The 22,955-nt window shown below is 57.5% G+C and carries 24 protein-coding genes and 1 pseudogene; 11 read left to right on the top strand and 14 right to left on the bottom strand.

What is annotated here, in order from left to right; genetic code table 11:
- Positions 1-259 precede the first annotated feature (259 nt).
- Positions 260-499: a hypothetical protein gene (locus HKN37_07360; protein ID NNE46461.1), complete on the top strand. Its 240-nt coding sequence runs from the start codon at positions 260-262 to the stop codon at positions 497-499.
- Here the strand turns inward: HKN37_07360 and HKN37_07355 are convergent.
- The 5 genes from HKN37_07355 to lysM all read right to left on the bottom strand — a co-directional run bounded on the left by HKN37_07355 (position 486) and on the right by lysM (position 5,436).
- Entirely contained in the window at positions 486-986 is a 501-nt protein-coding gene (locus tag HKN37_07355; GenBank protein ID NNE46460.1) for a GNAT family N-acetyltransferase, read from the bottom strand. The two genes, HKN37_07360 and HKN37_07355, sit on opposite strands and share 14 nt — an antisense overlap.
- Positions 987-1,001: 15 nt before the next feature.
- Entirely contained in the window at positions 1,002-2,510 is a 1,509-nt protein-coding gene (locus tag HKN37_07350) for a magnesium chelatase (GenBank protein NNE46459.1), read from the bottom strand.
- A gap of 82 nt (positions 2,511-2,592) precedes the next feature.
- Positions 2,593-3,627 carry a hypothetical protein gene (locus tag HKN37_07345; protein ID NNE46458.1) on the bottom strand — a complete coding sequence of 345 codons (1,035 nt, stop codon included), beginning with the start codon at positions 3,625-3,627 and terminating at the stop codon, positions 2,593-2,595.
- A gap of 26 nt (positions 3,628-3,653) precedes the next feature.
- On the bottom strand, positions 3,654-4,826 hold the full coding sequence (locus HKN37_07340) for a PDZ domain-containing protein (GenBank protein NNE46457.1): 1,173 nt from the start codon (positions 4,824-4,826) through the stop codon (positions 3,654-3,656).
- Between the two features lie 193 nt (positions 4,827-5,019).
- Complete coding sequence (lysM, locus tag HKN37_07335; GenBank protein NNE46456.1) at positions 5,020-5,436, bottom strand: peptidoglycan-binding protein LysM; 417 nt, start codon at positions 5,434-5,436, stop codon at positions 5,020-5,022.
- 272 nt (positions 5,437-5,708) lie between these two features.
- Here lysM and HKN37_07330 point away from each other — a divergent pair, with 272 nt between their 5' ends.
- Positions 5,709-6,113 (top strand): DUF4332 domain-containing protein, encoded by a 405-nt coding sequence (locus HKN37_07330; protein ID NNE46455.1) that lies wholly within the window; start codon positions 5,709-5,711, stop codon positions 6,111-6,113.
- 43 nt (positions 6,114-6,156) lie between these two features.
- Complete coding sequence (locus HKN37_07325) at positions 6,157-6,354, top strand: dodecin domain-containing protein (protein NNE46454.1); 198 nt, start codon at positions 6,157-6,159, stop codon at positions 6,352-6,354.
- Between the two features lie 69 nt (positions 6,355-6,423).
- On the opposite strand, the gene HKN37_07320 is transcribed toward HKN37_07325, so the two are convergent.
- From HKN37_07320 to HKN37_07290, 7 genes and pseudogenes are all read right to left on the bottom strand, one after another.
- Positions 6,424-7,263, bottom strand: coding sequence for a sulfite exporter TauE/SafE family protein (locus HKN37_07320; GenBank protein NNE46453.1), 840 nt, complete (start codon positions 7,261-7,263; stop codon positions 6,424-6,426).
- A 1-nt stretch (position 7,264) separates the two neighbouring features.
- Positions 7,265-8,914 carry a S41 family peptidase gene (locus tag HKN37_07315; protein ID NNE46452.1) on the bottom strand — a complete coding sequence of 550 codons (1,650 nt, stop codon included), beginning with the start codon at positions 8,912-8,914 and terminating at the stop codon, positions 7,265-7,267.
- 79 nt (positions 8,915-8,993) lie between these two features.
- On the bottom strand, positions 8,994-9,758 hold the full coding sequence (gene tatC, locus HKN37_07310) for a twin-arginine translocase subunit TatC (protein NNE46451.1): 765 nt from the start codon (positions 9,756-9,758) through the stop codon (positions 8,994-8,996).
- Between the two features lie 142 nt (positions 9,759-9,900).
- Positions 9,901-10,467: pseudogene (locus HKN37_07305) on the bottom strand (orotate phosphoribosyltransferase).
- A 69-nt stretch (positions 10,468-10,536) separates the two neighbouring features.
- Positions 10,537-11,844: a serine hydroxymethyltransferase gene (locus tag HKN37_07300; protein ID NNE46450.1), complete on the bottom strand. Its 1,308-nt coding sequence runs from the start codon at positions 11,842-11,844 to the stop codon at positions 10,537-10,539.
- A 59-nt stretch (positions 11,845-11,903) separates the two neighbouring features.
- Entirely contained in the window at positions 11,904-12,239 is a 336-nt protein-coding gene (locus HKN37_07295; protein NNE46449.1) for a DUF4359 domain-containing protein, read from the bottom strand.
- Positions 12,240-12,278: 39 nt separating this feature from the next.
- Positions 12,279-12,950 carry a DUF4159 domain-containing protein gene (locus HKN37_07290; protein ID NNE46448.1) on the bottom strand — a complete coding sequence of 224 codons (672 nt, stop codon included), beginning with the start codon at positions 12,948-12,950 and terminating at the stop codon, positions 12,279-12,281.
- Positions 12,951-13,078: 128 nt separating this feature from the next.
- Here HKN37_07290 and HKN37_07285 point away from each other — a divergent pair, with 128 nt between their 5' ends.
- Positions 13,079-14,122: a DUF1028 domain-containing protein gene (locus HKN37_07285; GenBank protein NNE46447.1), complete on the top strand. Its 1,044-nt coding sequence runs from the start codon at positions 13,079-13,081 to the stop codon at positions 14,120-14,122.
- Here HKN37_07285 and HKN37_07280 read toward each other — a convergent pair.
- Positions 14,119-15,276 carry a PAS domain-containing sensor histidine kinase gene (locus tag HKN37_07280; protein ID NNE46446.1) on the bottom strand — a complete coding sequence of 386 codons (1,158 nt, stop codon included), beginning with the start codon at positions 15,274-15,276 and terminating at the stop codon, positions 14,119-14,121. The genes HKN37_07285 and HKN37_07280 overlap by 4 nt on opposite strands.
- Positions 15,277-15,400: 124 nt before the next feature.
- On the opposite strand from HKN37_07280, the gene HKN37_07275 reads away from it, so the two are divergent.
- Positions 15,401-15,595: a hypothetical protein gene (locus tag HKN37_07275; GenBank protein ID NNE46445.1), complete on the top strand. Its 195-nt coding sequence runs from the start codon at positions 15,401-15,403 to the stop codon at positions 15,593-15,595.
- A 38-nt stretch (positions 15,596-15,633) separates the two neighbouring features.
- Here the strand turns inward: HKN37_07275 and HKN37_07270 are convergent, their stop codons facing one another.
- On the bottom strand, positions 15,634-16,932 hold the full coding sequence (locus tag HKN37_07270) for a citrate synthase (protein NNE46444.1): 1,299 nt from the start codon (positions 16,930-16,932) through the stop codon (positions 15,634-15,636).
- Positions 16,933-17,143: 211 nt separating this feature from the next.
- Between HKN37_07270 and HKN37_07265 the strand changes: the two genes are divergently transcribed.
- The 6 genes from HKN37_07265 to HKN37_07240 all read left to right on the top strand — a co-directional run.
- Positions 17,144-17,980, top strand: a complete 837-nt coding sequence (locus HKN37_07265) for an ion transporter (GenBank protein NNE46443.1) — start codon at positions 17,144-17,146, stop codon at positions 17,978-17,980.
- Between the two features lie 35 nt (positions 17,981-18,015).
- Positions 18,016-18,642 (top strand): uracil-DNA glycosylase, encoded by a 627-nt coding sequence (locus tag HKN37_07260; protein ID NNE46442.1) that lies wholly within the window; start codon positions 18,016-18,018, stop codon positions 18,640-18,642.
- Positions 18,643-18,805: 163 nt separating this feature from the next.
- Positions 18,806-20,182: an AAA family ATPase gene (locus HKN37_07255; protein NNE46441.1), complete on the top strand. Its 1,377-nt coding sequence runs from the start codon at positions 18,806-18,808 to the stop codon at positions 20,180-20,182.
- A 69-nt stretch (positions 20,183-20,251) separates the two neighbouring features.
- Positions 20,252-20,818 carry a TRAP transporter small permease subunit gene (locus HKN37_07250; protein ID NNE46440.1) on the top strand — a complete coding sequence of 189 codons (567 nt, stop codon included), beginning with the start codon at positions 20,252-20,254 and terminating at the stop codon, positions 20,816-20,818.
- Entirely contained in the window at positions 20,815-22,134 is a 1,320-nt protein-coding gene (locus HKN37_07245; protein NNE46439.1) for a TRAP transporter large permease subunit, read from the top strand. Before HKN37_07250 ends, HKN37_07245 begins: the two co-directional genes overlap by 4 nt.
- Positions 22,135-22,203: 69 nt before the next feature.
- Positions 22,204-22,955, top strand: a 752-nt coding sequence (locus tag HKN37_07240; protein NNE46438.1) for a DUF2339 domain-containing protein, incomplete at its 3' end; no start/stop codon positions are given.

The following is a 22,955-nucleotide window of genomic DNA, read 5'->3' as shown; positions in this document are numbered from 1 at the left end:
GACCGCCTAATTAAGAGCATACTTGGCAAAGAAGAAAGGACGTCTCGGGCTCCCTTCACGATGTCTCAGAAGTCTGCGCAGATAACGGCCGCCTGACCGTCATTGCCGGGCCTCCAGGTCGCCGACTGGATGAAGGCTCTGAGAATTAGCGAGACTCGGGCGTCTATGGCGCCCATCCCTGTGCCCCACGGTGGAAACCCTTCCCACATTGCGGGTATACGCCATTCGTACTCGTCTTCTCAAACCGTGCGGATACCCGATGAAAGGCAAAACGAAGTTGGGCGTATATCTTTTTCTTGGCGCCCTCATTGTCATCGCATTCCTTGAATCGATCGGGACGTTCGACACCAAGCACTACTTCGAGGTGCCGCACGGGAGTCACACGCACTACGTTGCGAAGGACCGCGATCCGAACGTCTCGGTAAGCCAGTTTCCTACACGGCCGCCAGGGCCGGGCGAGCGCATATCACCACAGGGCCAGGTCGTCAAGGTGCAGTAGACGGGTCACTCAAACGTTGCAGGGCTCCGTCGACGAAACGCATCGTCGTCCAGTCGTCGAGTGGAACGGCCCCGAGCCGGAGATAGAAGTCGATCGCGCCACGATTCCAGTCGAGTACGCTCAGTTCAAGACGCCTGCATCCGAACTTCGTGGCCGAACCTGCCACGGCTTTCAATAGCGCCTGACCGATTCCGTGTCGTCGATACTCCGGACGGACATATAGATCTTCCAGATGAAGACCCCAGTCCGTCAGGAAGGTCGAGTACTTGTAGTAATAGAGTGCGAAGCCGATGGTGCCGGCTGTCGTTTCAGCAAGGAGGGCGCCGCAGCGAGGGCAGGCATCGGGCGACAGATGATCGGCGAGGAGCGACGCGTCAGGATGCGCTTCGTGGCTGAGCCTCTCGAAGTCTGCTAGTTCTCGAATCAGAGAACAGATCGTTTCTGCATCCGATGGAACAGCCTCCCGAATGGAAAAGGACTCCGACATCAGATGGTCCACGATTCATCCAAAGGGTAGCTGTTCCTCGTCTTCATCGCTAAAGGGCCCAAGCGAAGACAGCATGGACCCCATCATGTCCGAGTATGTGAGACCGTCCTCCTCGATGTCTTTTCCGACGAGCGAGTGCTGATGCAGCGCCTCCAGAACGAACTCCATGGACACGGCGGTCTCGGCGGTGGTACCCGGGGTCGAGACGTTGCGAACCACCTCTCTCAATCCGCCGATCTGGTCAAGAGCCGACACATAAGACTGAAACGGAGTATTGGGTACGATAGCTGCTCTGTTTCCGGCCGCGAACCAGTCAAGTACCGGCTTGTACGGCGAGCGCCCCGACTTCTTGTCAGAGGGGTCCGGGAAGTGCTCGGCAAAGACCTTCTTGACTGCTCGTCCGATCAGCATTCTCGCAACGTTCTGAGAACCTTCCTGCTCGCCCTCGTACACGAGTTCCACCTTGCCGGTAATGGCCGGTTCTGCGAAAAAAAGATCCGAGATACGAACGACGGTCTCGTCCTCTCCATTGATGATCGCACGTCGTTCCGCCGCCGAGATCAGGTTCTCCAGCGCGGCTCTTGTTAAACGTACAGAGACACCCGACTTCTGATCTACGTATTCGCTTTCGCGGGCCTCACGGGCGATCTCTTCGATTATCTGCCGGAAGAAATGAGGTACAATGACCGACGGTGCCAAATCCCCTCGCTCGTCCCACGCCTCCTGTCTGGTGATCTGAATGCCGGTTTCAATTTCGCGCGGGTAGTGTGTGATAATCTGGCTGTCGATGCGATCCTTGAGGGGCGTGATAATATTGCCGCGATTCGTGTAGTCCTCTGGATTCGCTGTAAACACCATCATCAGATCGAGCGGAAAGCGAACGTTGAAACCTCTGATCTGAATATCCTGCTCCTCCAGGACATTGAGCAAGCCGACCTGTATTCGAGGCTGCAAGTCCGGTAGCTCGTTGATCGCGAAAATGCCCCTGTTCGTTCGAGGAATGATACCGAAGTGGATCACTTCTTCGTCGGCGTACGTCAGTCGCCGATGAGCAGCTTTGATCGGGTCGATGTCTCCGATGAGGTCCGCCATAGTGGTGTCGGGCGTGGCAAGCTTTTCTCCGTAGCGCTCCGACCGGTGCAGCCACAGGATGCGCGTCTCATCTCCAGCCTCGGCAATACAGTCGCGACCATACTTTGAGATCGGCGCGAAAGGATCGTCGTTGATGTCACTGCCGTCAATTATTGGTATGTACTCGTCCAGCAGATTCGGGAGCATCCGGATCAGTCGGCTCTTGGCCTGTCCCCGGAGGCCAAGCAGGATCATGTCGTGACGTCCAAGTATGGCATTGTGAATCTGCGGGATCACGGACTCATCATAGCCAAGGATGCCATCAAAGAGGTTCTGCCTGTTTCTAAGTGACGTGATGAGATTTGCGCGCATCTCGTCCTTAACGCTTCGCCGCCGATATCCGGCGACTTTCAACTCGCCTAGCGTGGTGCAATTCTGGACCGGTGTCGTCATCTCAATCTCATCTTGGTCGTGGGAGGTCTACCACGCGAGGCGTATTCGGCTGTTCCCTGAGATGCGGAACAGACGACTGATGTCAACGGCCTCTGCTCCACGCGTAGATGTCGATCCTTGGCTCGGGACGAAGAATCGCTACCGCCAGCTCGAACTTGCCGCGTTCCGGCGACGATCGAACGGCAATGTCGGTCGGGTAGTAGTCGCGATTGAACCCGGGGTCAGGCCCGGTCAGCACGTCTGTGAGTTGACCGTTTCTATCATAAACGTCTATTCGCAGCCACCCCGGCCTCATGTTCAGGACGAAAAGCTGATTTCTGTATGGAGCGGTCGAGGCTGTGAGGAGTGGGGGAGCATCGATCTCTCCGAGCTCGAACAGGCGCAGCCGTGAAAGCATTGGCGAGTCGAAGCCGGTCAGTCGGAGGCTGTCGCGACTTCCATCCGGAAGCAGCAGGTCGATGATCGGTCGATACCCGTTCAGACTTACGAGGGTGTCTCCCCAGCTACGCAGGAAACCGGCGTGCCTCCAGGTGGGTCCGGGAAGCTCAGCGACCTTGACGGCCGGACCCTCCTCAGGAATCTGACTGATCATTCCCGGGAATTCATCACCCAGCAACTTGGCGTACAGCGTGCCCTTGACGACGTATGCGTACTGCAGCAGTCCTTTGAGAGGAATGTCGACCGGTGTCGTGCCCGCGTCCTTCACCTTCCCGTTAAGGATTAACTGCACACGGTGCCGACCCGGACTGAAGACGAACACGCTGTCACCGGACGCACCGGCGAGATACGGGTAGGAAAAGAGATCACTCTCGACTGTACGAACATGCTGTCCGTCGCGATCGAGCTCAATCACGGTTCCGCGGGCGGCATCGGCCGCGAACACCTTGCCATCTGCCGCGAACAACAGGCTACGGATATACTCCAGGGGTTCGTCGTTCGTCCCCGCATAGGATGACTTCAGGACGAGTGTATCGGGTACAATTCCTGAGGCAATCTGACGCGATAGGGAATCGGCAGGGTAGAGCGCGCGGATCTCAATTCGTCGGCACGAGGAGGGCAGACAGCCCGCCACGAGCACCGTGACCATGACAAGAGCCGCCGAAGGCCATCTGAACATCTTCAACCTGTTCGAGCCCCTGGGGGCTATTGATTGCTTCGACCCAGGCTCATGGATAACTGCACTGGTTCGCCGGCACGGACAACGTCGAAGCGGACGGCGTCTCCGGGGCGGAAGTCGTAGAGTCTGGCCACAAAATCATTCCTGTTCGACACCGCTTCGCCCTCGATGGCCACGATCACGTCGTACGTCCGAAAGCCGGCCCGTTCGGCCGGGGAGTCACGATCGATGTCCTGCACGAACACTCCTGTTGGTGCTTGAAGCCCGAGTGCTCGCGCAATGCGCTGGTTAACATCCACACCATACAGGCCCGTGTAGTACGATCGGTCAACTGAGCCGGTGGTCTTCAATTCCTCGATGATACGAACGGCTCTTGTAGCGGGGACGGCAAACCCGAGTCCGATCGATCCGACGCCACCGGGTGCGATTATGGCAGTGTTGACCCCGATAACCTTTCCGATCGCATTGATGAGCGGTCCGCCGGAATTGCCGCGATTGATGGAAGCGTCGGTCTGGATCATGTCCCGATACACGCGACCGTCCTGGACTGAGAAGTCGCGATCGATGGCTGAGACAACACCAACCGTGACGGTCGGATCGGACGCTTCAAACAGGCCGAAAGGATTACCGAGAGCAATGGCCCACTCGCCAACAACAGGGTTTTCCTCAGCGCTGAATTCAAGAAACGGAAGCGGCTTCCCGGCGTCGATCTTCAGGAGCGTCAGGTCGGTCGGCTGATCAGTGCCGACGATTGACGCGTCATACGTCTCGCCGTTCGGGAACGCGACGGTAATCTTGGTTCCTCGTCCCGCGACGTGGTCGTTTGTTACGACGTAACCGTCTGAAGAGATGACGAAGCCGGAGCCGAGACCCTTGAGCTGACGCTCATATTCTCGTGACCTCCTGCGGCCAAAGAACTGTTCAAACCACGGATCCGATAGCAGGTCGGAGAACGGATCTCGCACCTGCACGCGTTGAACTTCGATCACGTTGACGCTGACAACGGCCGGTGACGCGTTGGCAACGGCCGCGGTTATAGCCGTCTGGCGCGACTGACTGATTGACACATTGGCATCTGCAACTGTGGCGGAAACCTCGGTGCCCGTGCCGGTCGTGTCAGCGTGTTCCTGTGAATTCGCGCTATTGCCGCATCCCAGAAGTAGGAGGAACGTGGTAATGGAGATTCTGAAACTGATCATCTGTGTGGCTTCGGACGGTCGTATGTGATACGGACGCCCTGCTTACGAGTCCTCACAGTTGCCGGTTTCGCGACCGCAGGTGGTGTGCATCGGGTTTTCGGATAAACGAAAAAGCGTGCCGCAACAAGGACGGCACGCTCTTCGGTGGCTATCAACCGGGAAATACTACAGACCCGGAGATTCGCACGATCAACTACAATCCGGGAATACGAATTTGCTGACCGGGGTAGATGAGGTCAGGATCTTTGATGACCTCGCGATTGGCCTCAAACAGGGCGTTCCATTTCATGGGGTCCCCGTACTGGGCCTGAGCGATCTTCGAGAGAGAGTCGCCTTTCTGGATCGTGTAGAAGACGGGCTGTACCTCAATCATGAGATGGTCGATGACCTTCTCAACACTCTCTACATTCCCGGCCAGGAGAACTGCCTTTTCCTTGGTGGCCTGAGAGTCCACGTTGCCGGAAATGGTCACTGTGCCGTCGTCAAACGATACCTGAAGGTCTTCCACCTGCTGTCCGAGGGATTCTCGAATGTCGGCCGTGATCTCTTCGGCTTCGCGACCAGGAAGCACTTTCTTGCCGATTGCCTTCAGAAAACTAAAAATTCCCATCTGTCTTTTCCTCTCCTAGTGAACAAGTAATCTGGCCATCCAGAGTCAGAGGAAGTATACCATCCCCTGGAGGCAACACAAATATCAGCCTCGCAAAATCCAGACGAAATGAGCACTCTGCGAATTACTGAGATTGTGGTCGACTGTGAGCAGGTGTTGATGTATTAAAAGCCGAATAAGCTTGCTCGACCGTATTGCACTGCATGGTGCTATTTGGTTAATTCCGCATTACGAAATTCACAAGATCATTTGCCGTCCAACTGGAGGAAACCATGGCAAAACTTACAACAATTGAAGGCGTGGGAGAGGTGGCCGCCAAGAAGTTCAAGAAGGCAGGCGTCGGCTCCGTTGAGGCACTTCTGAAGAAGGGATCTACGCCGGCCGGTCGCAAGCAGCTGGCGGAAGCCATCAACATGGATCCGAAGAAACTTCTTCGCTTTGTCAATCACGCAGATCTCATGCGTGTCAAGGGAATCGGCGGCGAGTATGCTGAGCTTCTCGAGGCGGCTGGTGTCGATACGGTGGTCGAGCTATCGAAGAGAAGCTCTGCCAATCTGCATGCCAAGATGGCTGAGGTGAACGGCAAGAAAAAGTTGGTTCGTCAGCTACCCGCGCTTTCGCAGGTCGATGGCTGGGTCAAGCAGGCCAAGGGTCTGGGTAGAGGAGTAAACTACTAGAGACGGAAAACCCGTTAGCGTAACAAGCTGAGGAAGCAGGAATATGTCAGTAGCAAAAGTAATTGAACTCATCGCAGAGGGGAAGACCGTCGAAGCGGCCATTGAGGAGGCGGCAAAGACCGCAGCCAAGACCGTACGAAAGGTGCGAAGCATCTACGTTGACGGGATCCAGGCGATGGTAAAGGACGGTGCGGTGGAGAAGTATCGCGTCAATTGCAAGGTGACGTTTGTAATCGACTGACGTCCAGGCAGATCAAGTTTAAGGGGCGGTCGCAGAATGCGGGCGCCCCTTTCTTGTTTGTGCGGTCGTCTATGCGACAAGGGCACCGACTACAAGGCGGATTGCAACCAGGATTGCAAACACCGCAAAGCCCTTTTGGAGTCGGCGTTGATTAATTCGGTGTGAGGCCCATACGCCGGCCCTGGCCGTGAGGGCGGCAGGGATGCTCAGGTAGAGAGCACGCAGCGGATCGACAAAACCGAGAGAGGAGGCGGTGGCGGCGTCCCCCATCCCCTGGACCACGTACGATGCTACGCCGAAGATTGAAATGAGGATGATGGTGGCACTCGATGTGCCCACGGCTACGTGCATCGGGAGTTTCAGAAGGCGATTGTAGGCCGGCACCAGTACGACCCCACCACCGACTCCGACCGCGCTTGACACTACGCCTGCGACTGATCCCGTGGCCGCGAGTCGCGTCAGGCGGACCGCGGATGTTGATCGAGGCGGTAATGGACCTGCCTGTGGTTCGTGCGGCGTTTTGTCCAGAAGCATCCGCACTGCCACTACGACGAGTATGGCGCTGAAAGCGATCGCGAATACTTGACGGTCATACCAGGGCTGGGTAGTCACAAGCGTCGTGGTGAGCAGCACCGCGATCGCGCTGGCGACCCCGGTAGCGATTGCTATCCTCACATTCACCGCATTCCTCGAGTAGTGGCTTTGCGCGCTGACGAGAGAAGTCAGCAGCGTGCACATCAGACTTGTCCCGATCGCCAGGGGGATAACCAGTTCGTCAGCAACGCCGGCCGACTGGAAGTACAACACGAGGACAGGGGCAAAGACGATTCCACCGCCAATACCGATGAGGCCGGCCGCAAACCCGCCGACAAGACCAGCGAGGACAAGCACCAGGTCCAGAGGAAGCATACTACCGGGGGCTCAGAATCGCGTTGTACCGATCCGGGTCGGTAAGGACGCGCACGGCCTCCTGGATAAAGGCGTCCGTGGCGATAGATGACCTGATCTGTGCCCGCTCACCATGATATCGAGAGACAATTTCTGATCGCAGAAGCTCGCCAATTCGGTCACGATTCCTGTCGAACTCCTGTTCCTTGATGGATCCAACGGCCGACCGCACCTGGTCGAGTTCATCGCGTACCTCCTGGAGACCTTCATCCGTCAACGTCGATTCGATCGCCGCGATCTTTTGCTCGATGGGCAATTCGTACGTGAAATCCTGCCTTGCGAGCCAGTCGCGGAAGTCCCGGATAAGTCTGTCATCCGGTTGGAAATCCTCGGGTACCGTTGGCTCTGCGGCGGCATAGTGGTTCGCAAAGAAGAAGAATGCCGCACGTCTTCTCAGTGCCTGCTCGAGCGCAGACGGCTCGTCGTTGACTGAGACATCAGGTTCGACACCGTAGCCGGCTCGCACAGGGCGACCGCCGGATGTCTTGTACCGGGCCTCAGTAGAGTCTCGCCGGAGCTCATGCGGGTCGTGGCCGAAACGGTATGCTATGGACTGAATGCTCCGTCCGCTTGGAGTATAGTAGCGCGAAGTTGTGAGCTTCAGCGACGTGTTGTACGGCAGGCCGCGAACGATCTGGACTAGCCCCTTTCCGAACGTCGTCGTGCCGACCACTACGCCGCGGTCGAGGTCTTGCATAGCACCTGCCACGATCTCGCTAGCAGAGGCGCTGACGCCGTTCGTTACAATCGCGAGCCGCGTGTCCTGCACGAGCGGCGCTTTGCGACCCGCATACACTCGTTTGGTCTCGGGTTGGCGTCCGCTCGTGGACACAATCGTGGCGCCCCTGGGGGCAAACAACTCCGTAATCTCTACGGCTTCGTCCAGCAGACCACCGGGGTTATCACGAAGATCCAGGACAACACCATCGAGTTCGCCGCTTTCGCGAAGTCCGTTGATCGCATCGCGGACTTCCCGGCCGGCACCCTGAGCGAATCGCTCGAGCTTCACATAGCCCACACGCGATCCGGGAATCAACCCTGAGTAGGTGACATTGTGAAGCTTGACCTGCTCGCGGGTCAACACAAAATCGAGCCCACCCGGGACGCCCTCTCGTTCCACCGAAACGTCCACGGTCGTTCCGGGCTCACCGCGCATCAGCGTCTGTACGTCGGACAGCGAAAGGTCCCTTGTGCTGCGACCGCCGACCGTCGAGATCACGTCGCCGGCACGTACCCCCTGCTTGTATCCGCTTGCCCCTTCCACGGGTGCAATGACGGTGATTCGTCCGTTTCTCAATCCCACGTTCAGCCCGACTCCTCCGTATGAGCCGCGCGTGATGATGTCCATATCCGCGTTGTCGGCTTCATCAAAGAACACGGTATACGGATCCAGTTCTTCGAGCATCGCGCCGATGCCCGTTCTCATGAGTCGCTCGGGATCCACACGGTCAACGTAGTTCGCGACGAGTTCCTCGTACACACCGCCGAAAATCTCGAAGCTCTTCCTGATGGCGAAAAAGTCATCATCACGTGGCCAGAATGCTCCGGCAAGGAACGATGCAACGATGAGCACTCCGGCGAGTCCCGCCCACGCATGGTGCTTCTTAATCATCTTTTGCAGGGATGGGTTGGAGGGTATTCGAGCGTACGTCGGGCTGCCAGTGCGGTTCAATTCATGCCGCAAAAACTGCTCACGCCAGGGCCGCTTCAAGCTCCTTCTCACGCCTGCGTGTCACTACCGCAGCGACGCGGATCGACATTTCGTACAGAATGAGAAGCGGAATGGCCACGAGGACTTGCGAAACAGGGTCCGGCGGAGTAAAAAACGCCCCAAGAATGAGTGTCACGATGAGAGCATACTTCCTGTACTTTCGCATGATCTCAGGGGTGAGGATGCCCACCTTGGCGAGGAAATAGACGACAACGGGTAGTTCGAACAGCACGCCGGCACCGAAGGCCCAGAACGTGACCATGCCGAAGTACTTCGTAATATCGAACTCGTTGATGATCAGATCGGAGATCTGGTAGTTGGCAAAGAACTGAAGGGCAAACGGCGTCACAACACAGTAACCGAAGGCAATCCCGAGCATGAAGAAGATCGTCGCGAACGCGGCAGCGAACCGAAGTCCTGATTTCTCGGTCGGGTAGAGGCCGGGCTCCATGAAGCGCCACATGAAGTAGACGAACAGGGGCGATCCAAGAACGATGCCCACCGCGATGATCGTCCCGATATGGGCGAAGAACTGACCCGTGATCGTTCGATTCTGGAGAACAAGCTCTTCCGCCTCCATGCCGAGTATCCGGTACACAAAGAAGTCGGACTTCGCCGGGCCCATGAGCAGAACGTCGATGATCCATGAGCTGAAGAACGAGCAGACAATGGTGACCACCACGATGCTGCCGATGCCTTTGATCAGTGCCCAGCGAAATTCTTCGAGGTGTTCGAGGAACGACATTTCGGCGAGGTCATGCTGGTCGGAGCCCGCGGGAGCGGGCAACGCGTCCTTTCGGGACTTACCTCGCCATATCCGTCTCTTCAGGATGGGCTTCATGCTCGTGGGACAGGGGTGGAGAATCCGATTCGCTGGGTCCGGCGCTTTTCAGATTGAGATCGAGTAGCGAGTCGACCCACAGGCCATTCGTCTCAAGCAGTCGTCGGCCTTCGCTCCAGGTGAAGTTAAACAGGGTGAGGGCTCCCTCCACGCGGTAGCCCTCGCTGCGCAGGAGCGATGCCGTGCGCAGCGTACTGTGACCGCTGTTGAGAATATCGTCGACCACGACCACAGGTTCATCGAGGTGCAGAGGGCCTTCAACCAGCCGCTTACGCCCGTATCTCTTGCGCTGTTCTCGTACAAATCCACCTCTGAACGTGCCGTGGTCCGTGCAACTCAAGATGGAGCCGACGATCGCGTACGCTCCGAAGCCGCGCCCGGCTACCTGATGAATGCCTTTGGCAAAAAGCCGCTCGGCCAGAACCGCGCCGACCTCAATGAACGTCCGGCTCTCCAGCATCGGCATGCGGGTATCCAGCAACCAGCCGATGGGCTGGCCCCGCGGATCCGTGATCTCCTCCTGCGCCTTGCGGATGAGCGACCGCTCGTACAGTCGGCGGCCCAGCTCAACCAGCTCGGTGTAGACCTCAGGGCTCAGGCTGTCGTGTGGCATATCGTGCAGTGTGAGACGGGTCGTCGACGCTCAAATTCGGTCGATTCGTTTCATGGCTGGAGAGTGCATTCAGGCAACAACGAAATCATAAAGTGGAAATTTATCGCACAGATCGCGAACGGAGCCCTTCACTTTACTGAGTACGTCTTCTTTTCCGCGGTTTGTCAATGCGCGATCAATAAGGTGGACGACCTCGCGAAACTCGTCGGATCCGAAGCCACGAGACGTCATTGCCGGCGTACCGACACGTATCCCGCTCGTTACAAAGGGGCTCTTGTCGTCAAAAGGCACCATGTTCTTGTTGACCGTGATTTCCGCCCGGCCGAGCGTCTCCTCAGCCTCCTTTCCGGTCAGGCCCTTGTTACGGAGATCGATCAGCATAAGATGGTTGTCCGTGCCGCCGGAAACGACGTCGTATCCCAGTTCCATGAAGGCGTCGGACATTGTGGCCGCGTTGGTGATCACTTGTCTCGCGTAGTCCTTGAAGGACGGCTGCAGCGCCTCAGCAAAGGCGACGGCCTTGGCGGCAATGACGTGCATCAGCGGTCCGCCCTGCATACCGGGGAACACGGCCGAGTCTAGCAACTCACTCATGTTCTTCACGCGCCCGCTTTTGGGGGCCACCTTTCCAAACGGGTTCTCGTAATCGCGTCCAATCAGGAGCATGCCACCGCGAGGTCCGCGCAGCGTCTTGTGCGTCGTCGTCGATGCGACGTGGGCGTGCGGTAACGGGTCGTTGAGAATGCCGGCCGCAATCAAACCGGCCGTGTGCGCCATGTCCATCCAAAGGAATGCCCCGACCTCGTCGGCAATCGAGCGGAACGCCACATAGTCGAAGTCACGAGGGTACGCGCTGGCTCCGATGGATATCATCTTGGGGCGTACTTCAAGGGCCTTGTCGCGCACGCGATCCATGTCGATACGACCCGCCAGCGGTCCGTCGGGCTCTACGCCGTAGTATTCGGCGTGATACAAGATCCCCGAGAAGTTGACGGGGCTTCCGTGCGTCAGGTGGCCGCCGTGCGCGAGGTCCAATCCAAGAAACGTGTCGCCCGGTTCAACAAGTGTGAGATATACGGCGGCATTTGCGGACGCACCGGAATGTGGCTGCACGTTGACCCAGTCGCACTTGAATAGCTCGCATGCACGACGGCGCGCGATGTCCTCTGCCTGGTCGACGAACTGACACCCACCATAATAGCGTTTGCCGGGAAGGCCCTCGGCATACTTGTTGGTCAGTGGTGAGCCCATCGCCTCCAGAACGGACCTGGAAACAAAATTCTCGGATGCGATCAGCTCCAGGCCTTCGTTCTGCCTGTGAACTTCCTTCTCGATAGCGCCGAAGATCTCAGGATCCTGTATTCGCAGCTGTGACATAGAGAAGTGTGGAATGATTGACAGGGCAAGTTAGAGGCGCATGTGAGCGACCGCAATCCTTAGCGCCGTTTCGGATCAAACTTGTCAAAACTGATGAAGTTACCTCCGATCCCGACAAACGTATACGCCTCGTCGGACCTGTTCCGGGGCGTCAGGTCTATCTCGTATGTGCTGAACAAATAGTAGTTCTTTCGCTTCGTCACGTTGTCCACAAACGACTCTGCCAGCTCGGCACCGGCACCGGACAGGACGTCTCCAAGACCCGGAGCACCGACCTGGTCCTGAATGATTTTTCGGGCTTCCTCCTTGATGAAGGGCCGAAAATCGTCCATATCCGGATTCGAAAAGAACAGGACTCCGAGGCACACAAAGAACGCCAAGTACAGCCACTTCATGGATGTATCCTCCGGGGCAATAATCGAATTATTGCCTGTTTAGTGCATCATCGCGTACGTGAGAATATTGCTGCCCATCTGGAGTGCGGCTGTCCGCTTTTCCGGCGGGTCGGAGTGGACATCGGCCGGCTCCCAGCCATCTCCGAGGTCGCTTTCGTAGCTATAGAATACGCATAGTCTACCCGAATCATCGAAAAGCCCAAAGCCTTGCGGAGGTTTTCCATCGTGCTCATGGATTTTCGGCAATCCCGCAGGAAACGAGAAGTGGATGCTGAAGATCGGATGACTGAAGGGGAGTTCACGCAGATCCCGATCCGGGAACACCTTCTTCAGTTCGCGCCGGATGTGGGCGTCCAGTCCGTAGTTATCGTCTATATGAAGGAAACCGCCTCCCAACAAATAGTGGCGAAGGCGGAGCGCTTCTTCATCGGAGAACCGGACATTGCCGTGGCCGGTCAGGTACAGGTAGGGATATGCATGCAGCTTGTCGCCAGAGAGCTCTACCACCGCTTCACGGGGCGCCACATCAAGTAGCGTCTCGGCTCGGACAAACTCCAGAAGCTCGGTCAGCGACCCGGGGTCACTGTACCAGTCGCCACCACCGGCATATTTGACCCGGGCGATCTCGAACGCATAGTCAGCCTGGGCGTGTGCACTACCACACAGGCCGACGATGATTGCGATATAGAGGATGTTGTTGCTGAGTCTCATGCTGCCTTGTCCCAGAATCGAAAGAACGATGCAAAAGGCGATTTGTTTGTGGTCTGGCGGTTGTCTTTGTTCATCATGGTGCCCACCTTTCGTCGAGCTCAGGCGGCTGTAATCAAACGGATTCCCTCATGCACCGAATGCTAATCGCGTCCATCGTCCTGGCCACTGCCATGGGCGTGTCTGGTCGGACAGGCACTGACGCACCTCTTGTGAGCACATTTTCCGTCGTTGGCTTTGATCCAGACACCGGTGAGCTGGGTGTCGCGGTCCAGAGCAAGTTTCCGAATGTCAGGCCCATTGTGCCGTGGGCCCGTGCCGGAGTGGGAGCGGTCGCGACGCAGAGCTTCGCGGAACTCGACTATGCCATAAAGGGCCTGGATCTCATGGAGCAGGGGGCGACGGCTGAGGAGGCGCTGCGGATTGTCATGCGAGATGATCCGGACCGCCAGCAGCGCCAGGTCGGGATCGTTGATGCTCGAGGAAATGCCGCGTCCTGGACGGGCACCGGTTGCTTCGACTGGGCCGGCGGACGTGTCGGACAGGCTGATGGTGCAGCTGCGATAGCCGTCCGAGGACAGATTCTCACGGGCCGCAACTACACGGTTCAGGGGAATATTCTGGTCTCCGAGGAGACCGTGCTCGCAATGGCCGACGCATTTGAAGCCACCGAGGGTGCGCTGGCAGATCGGTTGATGGCAGCCCTGGTGGCGGGCGGCAAGGCCGGGGGAGATCAGCGTGGAGAGCAGAGCGCGGCGCTGCTCGTCGTTCGTGAAGGAGCCGGCTACGACGGGATGGACAATTTCATCGATATCTCGGTGTACGACCACACGACGCCAATCGCCGAGCTGGAGCGTCTCTATCGATTGAACAACCTCTACTTCACGCAGTCCGAAGCAGCGGACATGCGTCCGATCACTCCCGAAATTGCGTCAGAAATTCAGGCCATCTGGCACGAGCGAGGTTTCTACAGCGGCCCCATGGACGGCATGGTCGACATGGAATTCCAGCAGCTTCTCGTCGACTTCATGGGATGGGAAAACTATGATCTGCGGATTGCGCCGGTCCAGAGCGTCGACCTGTCCGCTGGAGAGTCACTGATGATCGACATCCAAGTGCTGGAGGACATTCGGCACGTGTTCCGAGAAGGGTTGTGGACTCCGAAGCTAAACTAGACCACACGCTCGAAAATCGGCTCGCCGCGCACCTCTGCCATCATCGGCAGGGTTACTGTAAACCGGGTGCCCTCCCCTTTGGTTGACTGAACACCGATGTCCCCGTCAAGTATCTGCACAGCTCTACGCGTGATGGCGAGGCCCAGTCCGCTTCCCTCGAAGTCCCTCGTCAGGCCCGTAGACTCCTGACTGAACTCGTCGAATAGTCTGGGCAGGAAATCGCTTGCGATGCCGACTCCCGTGTCTTCGACGATAAGGAGCACTTGCTCTGGTGAGGCGAACAGCGAAGCCCGGACGTGGCCTTTCGACGTGAACTTCACGGCGTTACCGATCAGGTTGTACAGGACCGAGTAGACGCTCTCCGGGTCGGCGTCCACGATAATTCCAGCGTGCGTCGACTCGACTGTGAACTCCACGGAATTAGCAGGAACAGTTGGTACGATAATCTCGGCCACATCGCGCATTGTCTGTACGAGGTCGATCCTGGTCGTTGACGTAGTGAGCACAGGGGCTTCGAGGCGGGCCAGTTCGAGAACCGAATTGAGCGTGTCGAGCAGTCGCCGACTGTTCTTCTCTATTAGTTGTGCAAACTCTCGCTGGGTCCCCTCGCTCTCTTCGATGAGAATCTCGGCAAACCCCCTGATGCCGGTCAGTGGCGTTCTGATCTCATGCCCCACGTTCGTAAGGAGAGCGGTCCTGATGCGAGTCACTTCCTCAGCCTGTTCACGGGCATCGATCAGTGCGTCCTGATAACGGAGTCGGTCGGAGATATCCTGAAGTGCCGCAGTGTAGAGAGTAGACCGGCCGACCGTTGTCTCCCGCACACTCAACGCCACACGGACTTGTTTGCCTTCCCGGGATTTACCCTCGACATCTACTTCACTACCGATGATGGATCGCAGTCTTCGAAGTGGGCGGCCGTGGACTGAAAGTGGGTCGGAGACCGTCGGAAGGAGCAGGGAGATGGGGTTGCCTATGAGTTCGCCTGGCTCGTACCCCCACATCCGGCACGCCTCTTGATTGGCGTACACGATCAGGTCGTCCTCGTCGACCGTCACGATTCCCGTACTTGTGCTCTCGAGGATCGCATGATATAGGTCCGCGGCGGCGGACGCTATCTGCTTCGCAAGATTCAAGTTCTTGTCGTCACTCACGGCAACGTGAGACCTCGCACGTATCAGGCCGGAAGTCTGTTCTTGAAGCGAACTTAAACATTTATGGCTTCAAGCGTTAAACAAAGACGGATTCCACGCAACTACGACAGGAGGAGGGGCGAAGATGAAGCGGTTGATCAGAGCACTACTGGCAACGTCGGCGGCGACGGGTGTCGCCTACCTGGTCTGGTCGAGGTATGCTCGTCCGGATAGCGACAGGAGAGTCAAACTCGTTCCCGCTGTACAAGAGGTAGACGTGGACAGTCTTCCCGACGAAGTTCGAAAAGAACTTCTCTCCGAACTCGGCGAGCAGTTGTAGCCGATCGTCGACGGCCACGCGGTGTTGATCGCGAAGATCTAGAGGGCGGACACTTTCCCGGGATGACGTTGTTCGATCGGCGTGTAGCTACGCAGCTTGTGGCCCGTGTAGATCTGTCGCGGACGGTGAATGCGGCCCGCCGGATCACTTCGCATTTCCAGCCACTGTGCGATCCATCCGGGCAGCCGTCCCATCGCGAACATGACCGTGAACATGTCGGTCGGAATGCCCATCGCCCGGTACAGGATTCCGGAGTAGAAATCGACATTCGGGTAGAGTCGCCGTTCAGCGAAGTACTCGTCCTGCAGCGCGTACTCCTCCAGTCTCTTTGCTATTTCAAGCAGAGGATCGTCGACGCCGAGGATTTCGAGTACCTGGTCGGCCCAACTTTTGATCACCTGTGCACGCGGGTCGAAATTCTTGTACACGCGGTGGCCGAAACCCATAAGGCGAAAATCATCATCCTTGTCCTTCGCCTTGTCGATGTACTTCTGGTAGTTGCCGCCATCAGCCTGGATCATCTCCAGCATGTTGATGACCTCTTGATTCGCCTTTCCATGAAGCGGGCCCGATAGCGCACTGATGCCGGCCGACATGGACGCAAACAGATCGGCGCCGCTGCTACCCACCATGCGGACGGTTGACGTCGAGCAGTTCTGCTCATGGTCGGCGTGCAGAATCAGCAACATATCCAGCGCTTTCAGGATCACGGGCGGTGCTGTGTACTCTTCGGGCGGAACAGAGTACATCATGTGCAGGAAGTCTCCCGCGTAACTCAGGTCGTTGCGTGGGTAGACGTAGGGCTGGCCGATGGACTTCTTGTATGAGAAAGCGGCGATCGTCTTAATCTTTGCCAACAGGCGGATGATATTCAGATCCAGATCTGCCTGTGTGACGGAGGTCGGGTAGTAGGCTGCGAGGGAGGAGACCATTGCGGACAGGACGCTCATCGGATGAGCGCTCGCCGGATACCCCTCGAAGAACTTCTTCATGTCCTCGTGGAGCATACTATGATGGGTCATCTGGTGGCGAAACACATCGAATTGATCATGAGTCGGCAAATCGCCTCTGATCAGCAAATAGCAGATCTCCGTGAAAGATGCCTGTTCGGCAAGCTCTTTGATCGGATATCCTCTGTATCGCAGGACTCCTTTCTCGCCGTCAATGAATGTGATATTGCTCTCGCAGGACCCGGTGTTGCCATATCCGGTATCGAGCGTAATCGCCTTCGACTGGCTCCGCAGTGACCTGATGTTTACGCCGACCTCACCTTCCGACCCAACTACGACAGGGAGTTCATAGTCTTTTCCGTTCAGGTGTAATTTGGCAGGGTCCATAATATCACGCTCAGGCGTTATTGCTGAAATAGAATGACCGAATGAAGATAGTACGCAATGAGATACGGCTCGAATGCCGCGGTTGTGTAATATTGAGAAAATAATTTTGGATTTCCGTGTGGGCAGAACCCCGACGATGTTGTGGGTTATACTCTATCACAATTCTTGACGTAAAGGCTGTGTACGAACGGCGAAACGAGAGGGGCTGTCCATGCTGAGGACGGTACCGCCAAAGCAATACGCTCCGCGACCCGGATTGCGGGGCGCACTCAATGAGGTGATCTTCGGAGTCGATTCTCCGAAGGGCCGGGCATTTGACATTGGACTGATCGCGGTGATCGTTCTGAGCGTTATTGCCGTGATGCTGGAAAGCGTCGCCACTATACGGCTTGAGTACAGCCGGGCATTGATCATCGCCGAGTGGATCTTTACGGTCCTTTTCACAATAGAGTACATACTGCGACTCTATTCCGCGAAGTCGCCTCTGGGGTACGTATTCAGTTTCTTCGGGGTCGTGGATTTTCTCGGCACAATCCCGACATACCTGAGTGTCCTGCTTCCCGGTGCGCAGTTCCTTCTCGTCATCCGTCTGCTCAGGATTCTCCGGGTGTTTCGAGTCTTGCGCCTGGCCCAGTTTCTTACGGAGGCCGACGTGTTGGTGCGGGCCCTGCGTGCGAGTCGGCACAAGATCCTCATCTTCATCTTCGCGGTGATGACGCTTGTTGTCATCCTCGGCTCATTGATGTATCTCATCGAAGGGTCGGAAAACGGCTTTACGAGTATTCCGCGGGGCATTTACTGGGCGATTGTAACCCTGACCACCGTGGGATACGGGGACATTTCCCCTCAGACCAATCTCGGGCAAGCGCTGGCTGCGGTTGTGATGATAATGGGCTACGGGATCATCGCGGTACCGACCGGGATTGTTACGGCCGAGTTAACGCGCAAGGATCTGGGGCATCATGTGGCTATGGCGTGTTCGGGTTGTGGAGCTGGGAGTCACGACCTGGATGCGAAATTCTGTCGCCGATGTGGTGAAAAGCTTTGACGAGGTCGGAGCGGGAGCCGGGTGCGCTTGCGGGCATATACCAGATCTGTCACGAGCGGCTTTTTACCATTCCATCGACCGAGGACCTCTTCAACCCATACGGCGATGAGGATGCGGATGTAGATCGATCCGGGGCGGCGTTGGAGCGCGGTAATAATCTTAAGCGATATCTGGCGTCATACCGTGATCGTCCCGAGGTCGTCGTGATTGCGGAGGCGCCGGGTCCGTGGGGTTGTCGTTTTTCGGGCGTTCCGATCACCAGTGAGGAGCAGTTGGTAGATGCTGATTTTCCGTTAGCTGGCAGGGTCTCAGGCAAAGGTGATCTGCCTCACAGGGAGTACAGTGCGCGGATTTTCTGGAGGGTGATGGCCCCGTATTTCCCGGGGTTTATCGCGTGGAACGCCGTGCCGTTTCATCCGCATCGGGTTGGGGAGCCCATGTCTATTCGGACTCCACGAACTTCCGAGTTAAAAGGGTTTGCGTGGCTCACGCGCGCGGTGTTGGAAGTTGTGGAACCCGGGATAGTTATTGCGCTGGGTCGAAAGGCTCAGTATCAGTTGGAGCACCTGGGAGCGGATTGCACCTACGTGCGTCATCCGTCTCAGGGTGGGGCGGTGCTGTTCGAGGAAGGGATGAAGAACCTGTTTGGGGCGATGCGCTGAGTCGGCTGAGTCGCCGGGGGCCGCCGCTCCTCCGCCCCGACGACAGTCTAACCCATTGAACGCAACCCCGCCAAATCACACCCTGCCGGATCAATCTCTGCACCGTTTGCGGACCCACGTACCATACGGATCGTACACACGATCCGACTGATCCAACAGCAAAATGTCTAACCTCTTCGACGAGGCCGCCGAAGCCGTACGCCGCCAACGAGCACCCCTTGCCGACCGACTGAGACCGCGGTCGCTCGACGAGTTTGTAGGTCAACATCATATCCTCGGCCCAGGCAAACTCCTGAGAAGAGCGATCGAGGCCGATCGCCTCACGTCACTGATTCTTTTTGGCCCACCCGGGACAGGCAAGACCACTCTCGCACGAATCGTTGCCAACACAACGGCATCCTACTTTGCCACTCTCAACGCCGTACTCGCTGGCGTAAAGGACATCCGCCAGGCGATCGCGGACGCCAACGATCGCCTGAGACATCACCAGCAACGCACAATCCTGTTCGTCGACGAGGTGCATCGATTTAACAAAGCCCAGCAGGATGCGCTTCTACCTCATGTCGAGAATGGCACGGTCGTGTTCATTGGCGCGACAACCGAAAACCCGTACTTCGAGGTTATCAAGGCGCTGGTGAGCCGCAGCCGAGTGTTTGAATTGAAGACGCTCGACCGTGACGCGCTCGAAGACGTAATGAAGCGTGCCCTTCACGACAACGACCGCGGATACGGAACCCTGACTGTCCGCGTCGATCCCGATGCATCACGCCACCTGGTCGACACCGCAAACGGCGACGCACGGTCGCTTCTGAATGCCCTAGAACTGGCCGTAGAAACAACGGAAGCCGATTCCGACGGCACCATTCATGTCGACGTCTCGGTGGCCGAAGACAGCATCCAGCGCAGGGCCGTGCTGTACGACAAGGAGGGCGATGCACACTTCGACACCATAAGCGCGTTCATCAAGAGCATGCGGGGTTCAGATCCCGACGCTGCCCTCTACTGGATGGCGCGCATGGTATACGCTGGAGAAGACCCCCGGTACATCTTTCGCCGCATGTTAATCTTCGCCGGCGAGGATATCGGTCTGGCAGATCCCAACGCCATTCGAATGGCAACGGCGTGCGCTCAGGCATTCGAATATGTTGGCTTGCCCGAAGGGCAATTCCTGCTCGCCGAGTGCTGCCTCTACCTTTCTACCGCGCCGAAGAGCAATTCATCCCTGGCCTATTTTGATGCTCTCCGTCATGTGGAGGACGAGCAAAGTGGAGAGATCCCCGACCCGCTGAAGGACGGCAATCGCGACGCAGAGGGGCTTGGACACGGCAAAGGCTACCTGTACCCCCACGCCTATCGCGAGCACTACGTACCGCAGCAGTATCTGCCGATCGAGATGCAGGGTACGTTCTTCTATCAGCCCTCCGACGAAGGGTACGAGAAGCGGATCGCAGAACGTCTTTCGACTCTGCGAAAGCGCGACGCAAGCGAGGACCTTCAGAAGCGACTGCGCAAGTACGGCCCCGATTCCAGCGACGATTAGTATCCGGGCGCACACTTTCGGCTCGCCCCGTAAATTGGAGATCGCGCTCCCGTCTTCAACCGATTCCGCATGCGGTTCTGGCTCAAGCTCTCCGACAGTATTGACCGATTCAGCGAACGAACCGGTCGCGTCGTCTACTGGCTAACCCTGGCGATGGTCATCGTCGGCAGCTTCAACGCGGTTGTCAGATATCTTGACAAGTACACCGGACTGGGCCTGAGTTCCAATACCTACATCGAGCTGCAATGGTATCTGTTTGGTCTGGTGTTTCTGCTGGGAGCGGCGTACACCCTGAAGGACAACGCTCACGTCCGAGTCGACGTGTTCTACGGTCGGCTGTCACGACGCGGTCGGGCTTGGATCAACATCGCCGGTACCGTCCTCTTCCTGCTTCCGTTTTGTGTGACCATGATTGTGGTGTCGTGGCCGGCGGTGCGCAATTCATGGGCCGTTCTGGAGGCCTCTCCGGACCCGGGTGGCCTTCCGCGCTACCCGATCAAGAGCATCATCCCGATCGCTTTTGCCTTGCTGATTGTGCAAGGCATTTCAATGCTCATCAAGCAGATCGCCATTATCACCGGTCATGATGCCGGCGAGGACGCATCGGAACCGTTATCGTCGGGAGGCCACGTATGAGCGGTGATGTGCTGGCTCCCCTGATGTTCGCCGCAGCTCTCCTCCTGATCTTTTCAGGGTATCCGGTGGCGTTCGCGCTTGGGGGGACCGCTCTGCTATTCGCTTTCATCGGCGTGGAGGCAGGCCTCCTCGATTGGGGCTTGCTGCTCGCCATGCCCGAGCGGACGTTTGGCGTGATGTCGAACTACCTGCTGCTCGCCGTCCCGTTCTTCATCTTCATGGGATCGATGTTGGAGAAATCCCGGCTGGCCGAGGATCTTTTGAAAACCATCGGTTTGCTTTTTGGCCCCCTGAGAGGCGGTCTCGCTCTGGCCGTCGTTTTCGTCGGTGCCCTGCTGGCGGCTGCGACCGGAGTTGTAGGAGCATCGGTCGTCGCGATGGGAATGATCTCTCTTCCGGTAATGCTTCGATACGGATATTCGAAGGAACTGTCGGCAGGTGTGATCACGGCTTCCGGCACGCTAGGTCAGATCATACCACCCAGCGTCGTGCTGGTCGTGCTGGCCGATCAGCTTGGGATCTCCGTGGGCGACCTGTTCGTCGGAGCGCTCGTTCCAGGACTGATTCTGGCCGGATTGTACGCCGCGTACGCTGTCCTCGTCGCCATCGTTCGGCCGTCAAGTGCTCCGGCGCTTCCGAAGTCGGAACGCGAATTGAGCACGAGTGCTCTGCTGCGACGTGTTGTATTCGTGCTGTTGCCGCCCCTCGCCCTCATACTCATCGTGCTCGGTAGCATCTTCGCCGGTATTGCCACGCCGACCGAAGCAGGCGCTCTCGGCGCTCTCGGCGCGATCCTTCTGGCGGCTGCGAATCGACGTCTCTCTCTTTCGGCACTGAAAGGTACCATGGCCGAGACCTCCCGCCTCACGTCCATGGTGATGTTCCTGTTGATCGGCTCTACGGCTTTTGCCCTCATTTTCCGTGGTCTCAACGGCGATCTCTGGATTGAGGGGATCCTCACGAATCTCCCGGGGGGCATCGTCGGGTTGCTCGTCGTCGCGAACCTGTCGATCTTCATACTGGGATTCTTTATCGATTTCTTTGAGATCGCCTTCATCATCATTCCGTTACTGGTTCCTGCAGCGTCGTTGCTTGGAGTGGATCTGGTGTGGTTTGGCGTCATGATCGGAATGAACCTCCAGACGTCCTTTCTAACACCACCCTTCGGCTTTGCGTTGTTCTATCTGCGCGGGGTGGCGCCGCCGGAAGTGTCGACGGCCGATATCTACCGGGGTGCGCTGCCATTTATCGCAATTCAGCTCGTAGGGCTGCTGCTAATCATTCTTTTTCCGGAGTTAGTTAGTTGGGCGTATTGAGGCCCTTGCGAGTTGCTATTGTCGCGGCGCGTGCGGTACTTGACACGGCAGATTGCACCCCGGTATCGCATGACAATTCACGACAACAGCAGGCTGGAACGTCGCATTGCGGAGCTCGAGGAGAGGGTCCGCATGTTGGAGCGAGGTCAGCCGGATGCCGCGGGAGCCGCTCTGCCTGCTCCTGAAGTGGAGCGTGGACCGCGTGCAGCGAACGCAGATTCATCCCCTGAGCCGTCGCTTCGAGGTCTGAAAGGACCCGTTTCTCAGGTGAAGGCGCGCCCTCCACGATCGGCGGTGGGCAGCGACGCCATGGCCTCGATCAAGAAGATTCTCCGGAGCGAGGATCTGATCAACAAGGTCGGCATCTTTCTTCTTCTGATCGGACTGGCCTTCTTGTTCAAGTGGGGGATCGATCGCGGCTGGATAACCCCCGTCGTCCGCGTCGCATTCGGTGCAGTTCTTGGAATGGGTCTGGTCGTCTTCGGAGCTCGGATCCGTAGCCGCCGCGTTCGATACGGTCAGGTGCTGGTAGGCGGCGGCATCGCCACGTTGTACATCACGTTGTTTTCCGCGTTTCAGCTGTACGAACTTCTTTCGTACCCGGTCGCTCTCACACTCATGACCGGCGTTACGGCGCTCTCTTTCGCTCTTTCTCTGAGACAAGCCGATGTGGTTCTCGCGATCATCGCGACCGCCGGCGGGCTTGGAACGCCATTCCTTCTTCTGGAAACGCCTTCGAGCATTCTGTGGCTCGTGGTATACACCAGCCTCATCGCCGCCTGCGCCATTGCCATCTTCTTCGAAAAGGGCTGGCGCAGTCT

The organism is Rhodothermales bacterium (assembly GCA_013002345.1).
GTDB lineage: Bacteria > Bacteroidota > Rhodothermia > Rhodothermales > JABDKH01 > JABDKH01.
Note: the sequence above shows the minus strand (reverse complement) of the source record. Positions and strands in the feature narration are given on the sequence as shown.

What these genes read in the sequence shown, in the direction of transcription:
- HKN37_07360 (NNE46461.1), top strand. Translation starts at nt 260, where the DNA reads ATGAAAGGCAAAACGAAGTTGGGCGTATATCTTTTTCTTGGCGCCCTC.
- HKN37_07355 (NNE46460.1), bottom strand. Translation starts at nt 986, where the DNA reads ATGTCGGAGTCCTTTTCCATTCGGGAGGCTGTTCCATCGGATGCAGAA.
- HKN37_07350 (NNE46459.1), bottom strand. Translation starts at nt 2,510, where the DNA reads ATGACGACACCGGTCCAGAATTGCACCACGCTAGGCGAGTTGAAAGTC.
- HKN37_07345 (NNE46458.1), bottom strand. Translation starts at nt 3,627, where the DNA reads ATGTTCAGATGGCCTTCGGCGGCTCTTGTCATGGTCACGGTGCTCGTG.
- HKN37_07340 (NNE46457.1), bottom strand. Translation starts at nt 4,826, where the DNA reads ATGATCAGTTTCAGAATCTCCATTACCACGTTCCTCCTACTTCTGGGA.
- lysM (NNE46456.1), bottom strand. Translation starts at nt 5,436, where the DNA reads ATGGGAATTTTTAGTTTTCTGAAGGCAATCGGCAAGAAAGTGCTTCCT.
- HKN37_07330 (NNE46455.1), top strand. Translation starts at nt 5,709, where the DNA reads ATGGCAAAACTTACAACAATTGAAGGCGTGGGAGAGGTGGCCGCCAAG.
- HKN37_07325 (NNE46454.1), top strand. Translation starts at nt 6,157, where the DNA reads ATGTCAGTAGCAAAAGTAATTGAACTCATCGCAGAGGGGAAGACCGTC.
- HKN37_07320 (NNE46453.1), bottom strand. Translation starts at nt 7,263, where the DNA reads ATGCTTCCTCTGGACCTGGTGCTTGTCCTCGCTGGTCTTGTCGGCGGG.
- HKN37_07315 (NNE46452.1), bottom strand. Translation starts at nt 8,914, where the DNA reads ATGATTAAGAAGCACCATGCGTGGGCGGGACTCGCCGGAGTGCTCATC.
- tatC (NNE46451.1), bottom strand. Translation starts at nt 9,758, where the DNA reads ATGTCGTTCCTCGAACACCTCGAAGAATTTCGCTGGGCACTGATCAAA.
- HKN37_07300 (NNE46450.1), bottom strand. Translation starts at nt 11,844, where the DNA reads ATGTCACAGCTGCGAATACAGGATCCTGAGATCTTCGGCGCTATCGAG.
- HKN37_07295 (NNE46449.1), bottom strand. Translation starts at nt 12,239, where the DNA reads ATGAAGTGGCTGTACTTGGCGTTCTTTGTGTGCCTCGGAGTCCTGTTC.
- HKN37_07290 (NNE46448.1), bottom strand. Translation starts at nt 12,950, where the DNA reads ATGAGACTCAGCAACAACATCCTCTATATCGCAATCATCGTCGGCCTG.
- HKN37_07285 (NNE46447.1), top strand. Translation starts at nt 13,079, where the DNA reads ATGCACCGAATGCTAATCGCGTCCATCGTCCTGGCCACTGCCATGGGC.
- HKN37_07275 (NNE46445.1), top strand. Translation starts at nt 15,401, where the DNA reads ATGAAGCGGTTGATCAGAGCACTACTGGCAACGTCGGCGGCGACGGGT.
- HKN37_07270 (NNE46444.1), bottom strand. Translation starts at nt 16,932, where the DNA reads ATGGACCCTGCCAAATTACACCTGAACGGAAAAGACTATGAACTCCCT.
- HKN37_07265 (NNE46443.1), top strand. Translation starts at nt 17,144, where the DNA reads ATGCTGAGGACGGTACCGCCAAAGCAATACGCTCCGCGACCCGGATTG.
- HKN37_07255 (NNE46441.1), top strand. Translation starts at nt 18,806, where the DNA reads ATGTCTAACCTCTTCGACGAGGCCGCCGAAGCCGTACGCCGCCAACGA.
- HKN37_07250 (NNE46440.1), top strand. Translation starts at nt 20,252, where the DNA reads ATGCGGTTCTGGCTCAAGCTCTCCGACAGTATTGACCGATTCAGCGAA.
- HKN37_07245 (NNE46439.1), top strand. Translation starts at nt 20,815, where the DNA reads ATGAGCGGTGATGTGCTGGCTCCCCTGATGTTCGCCGCAGCTCTCCTC.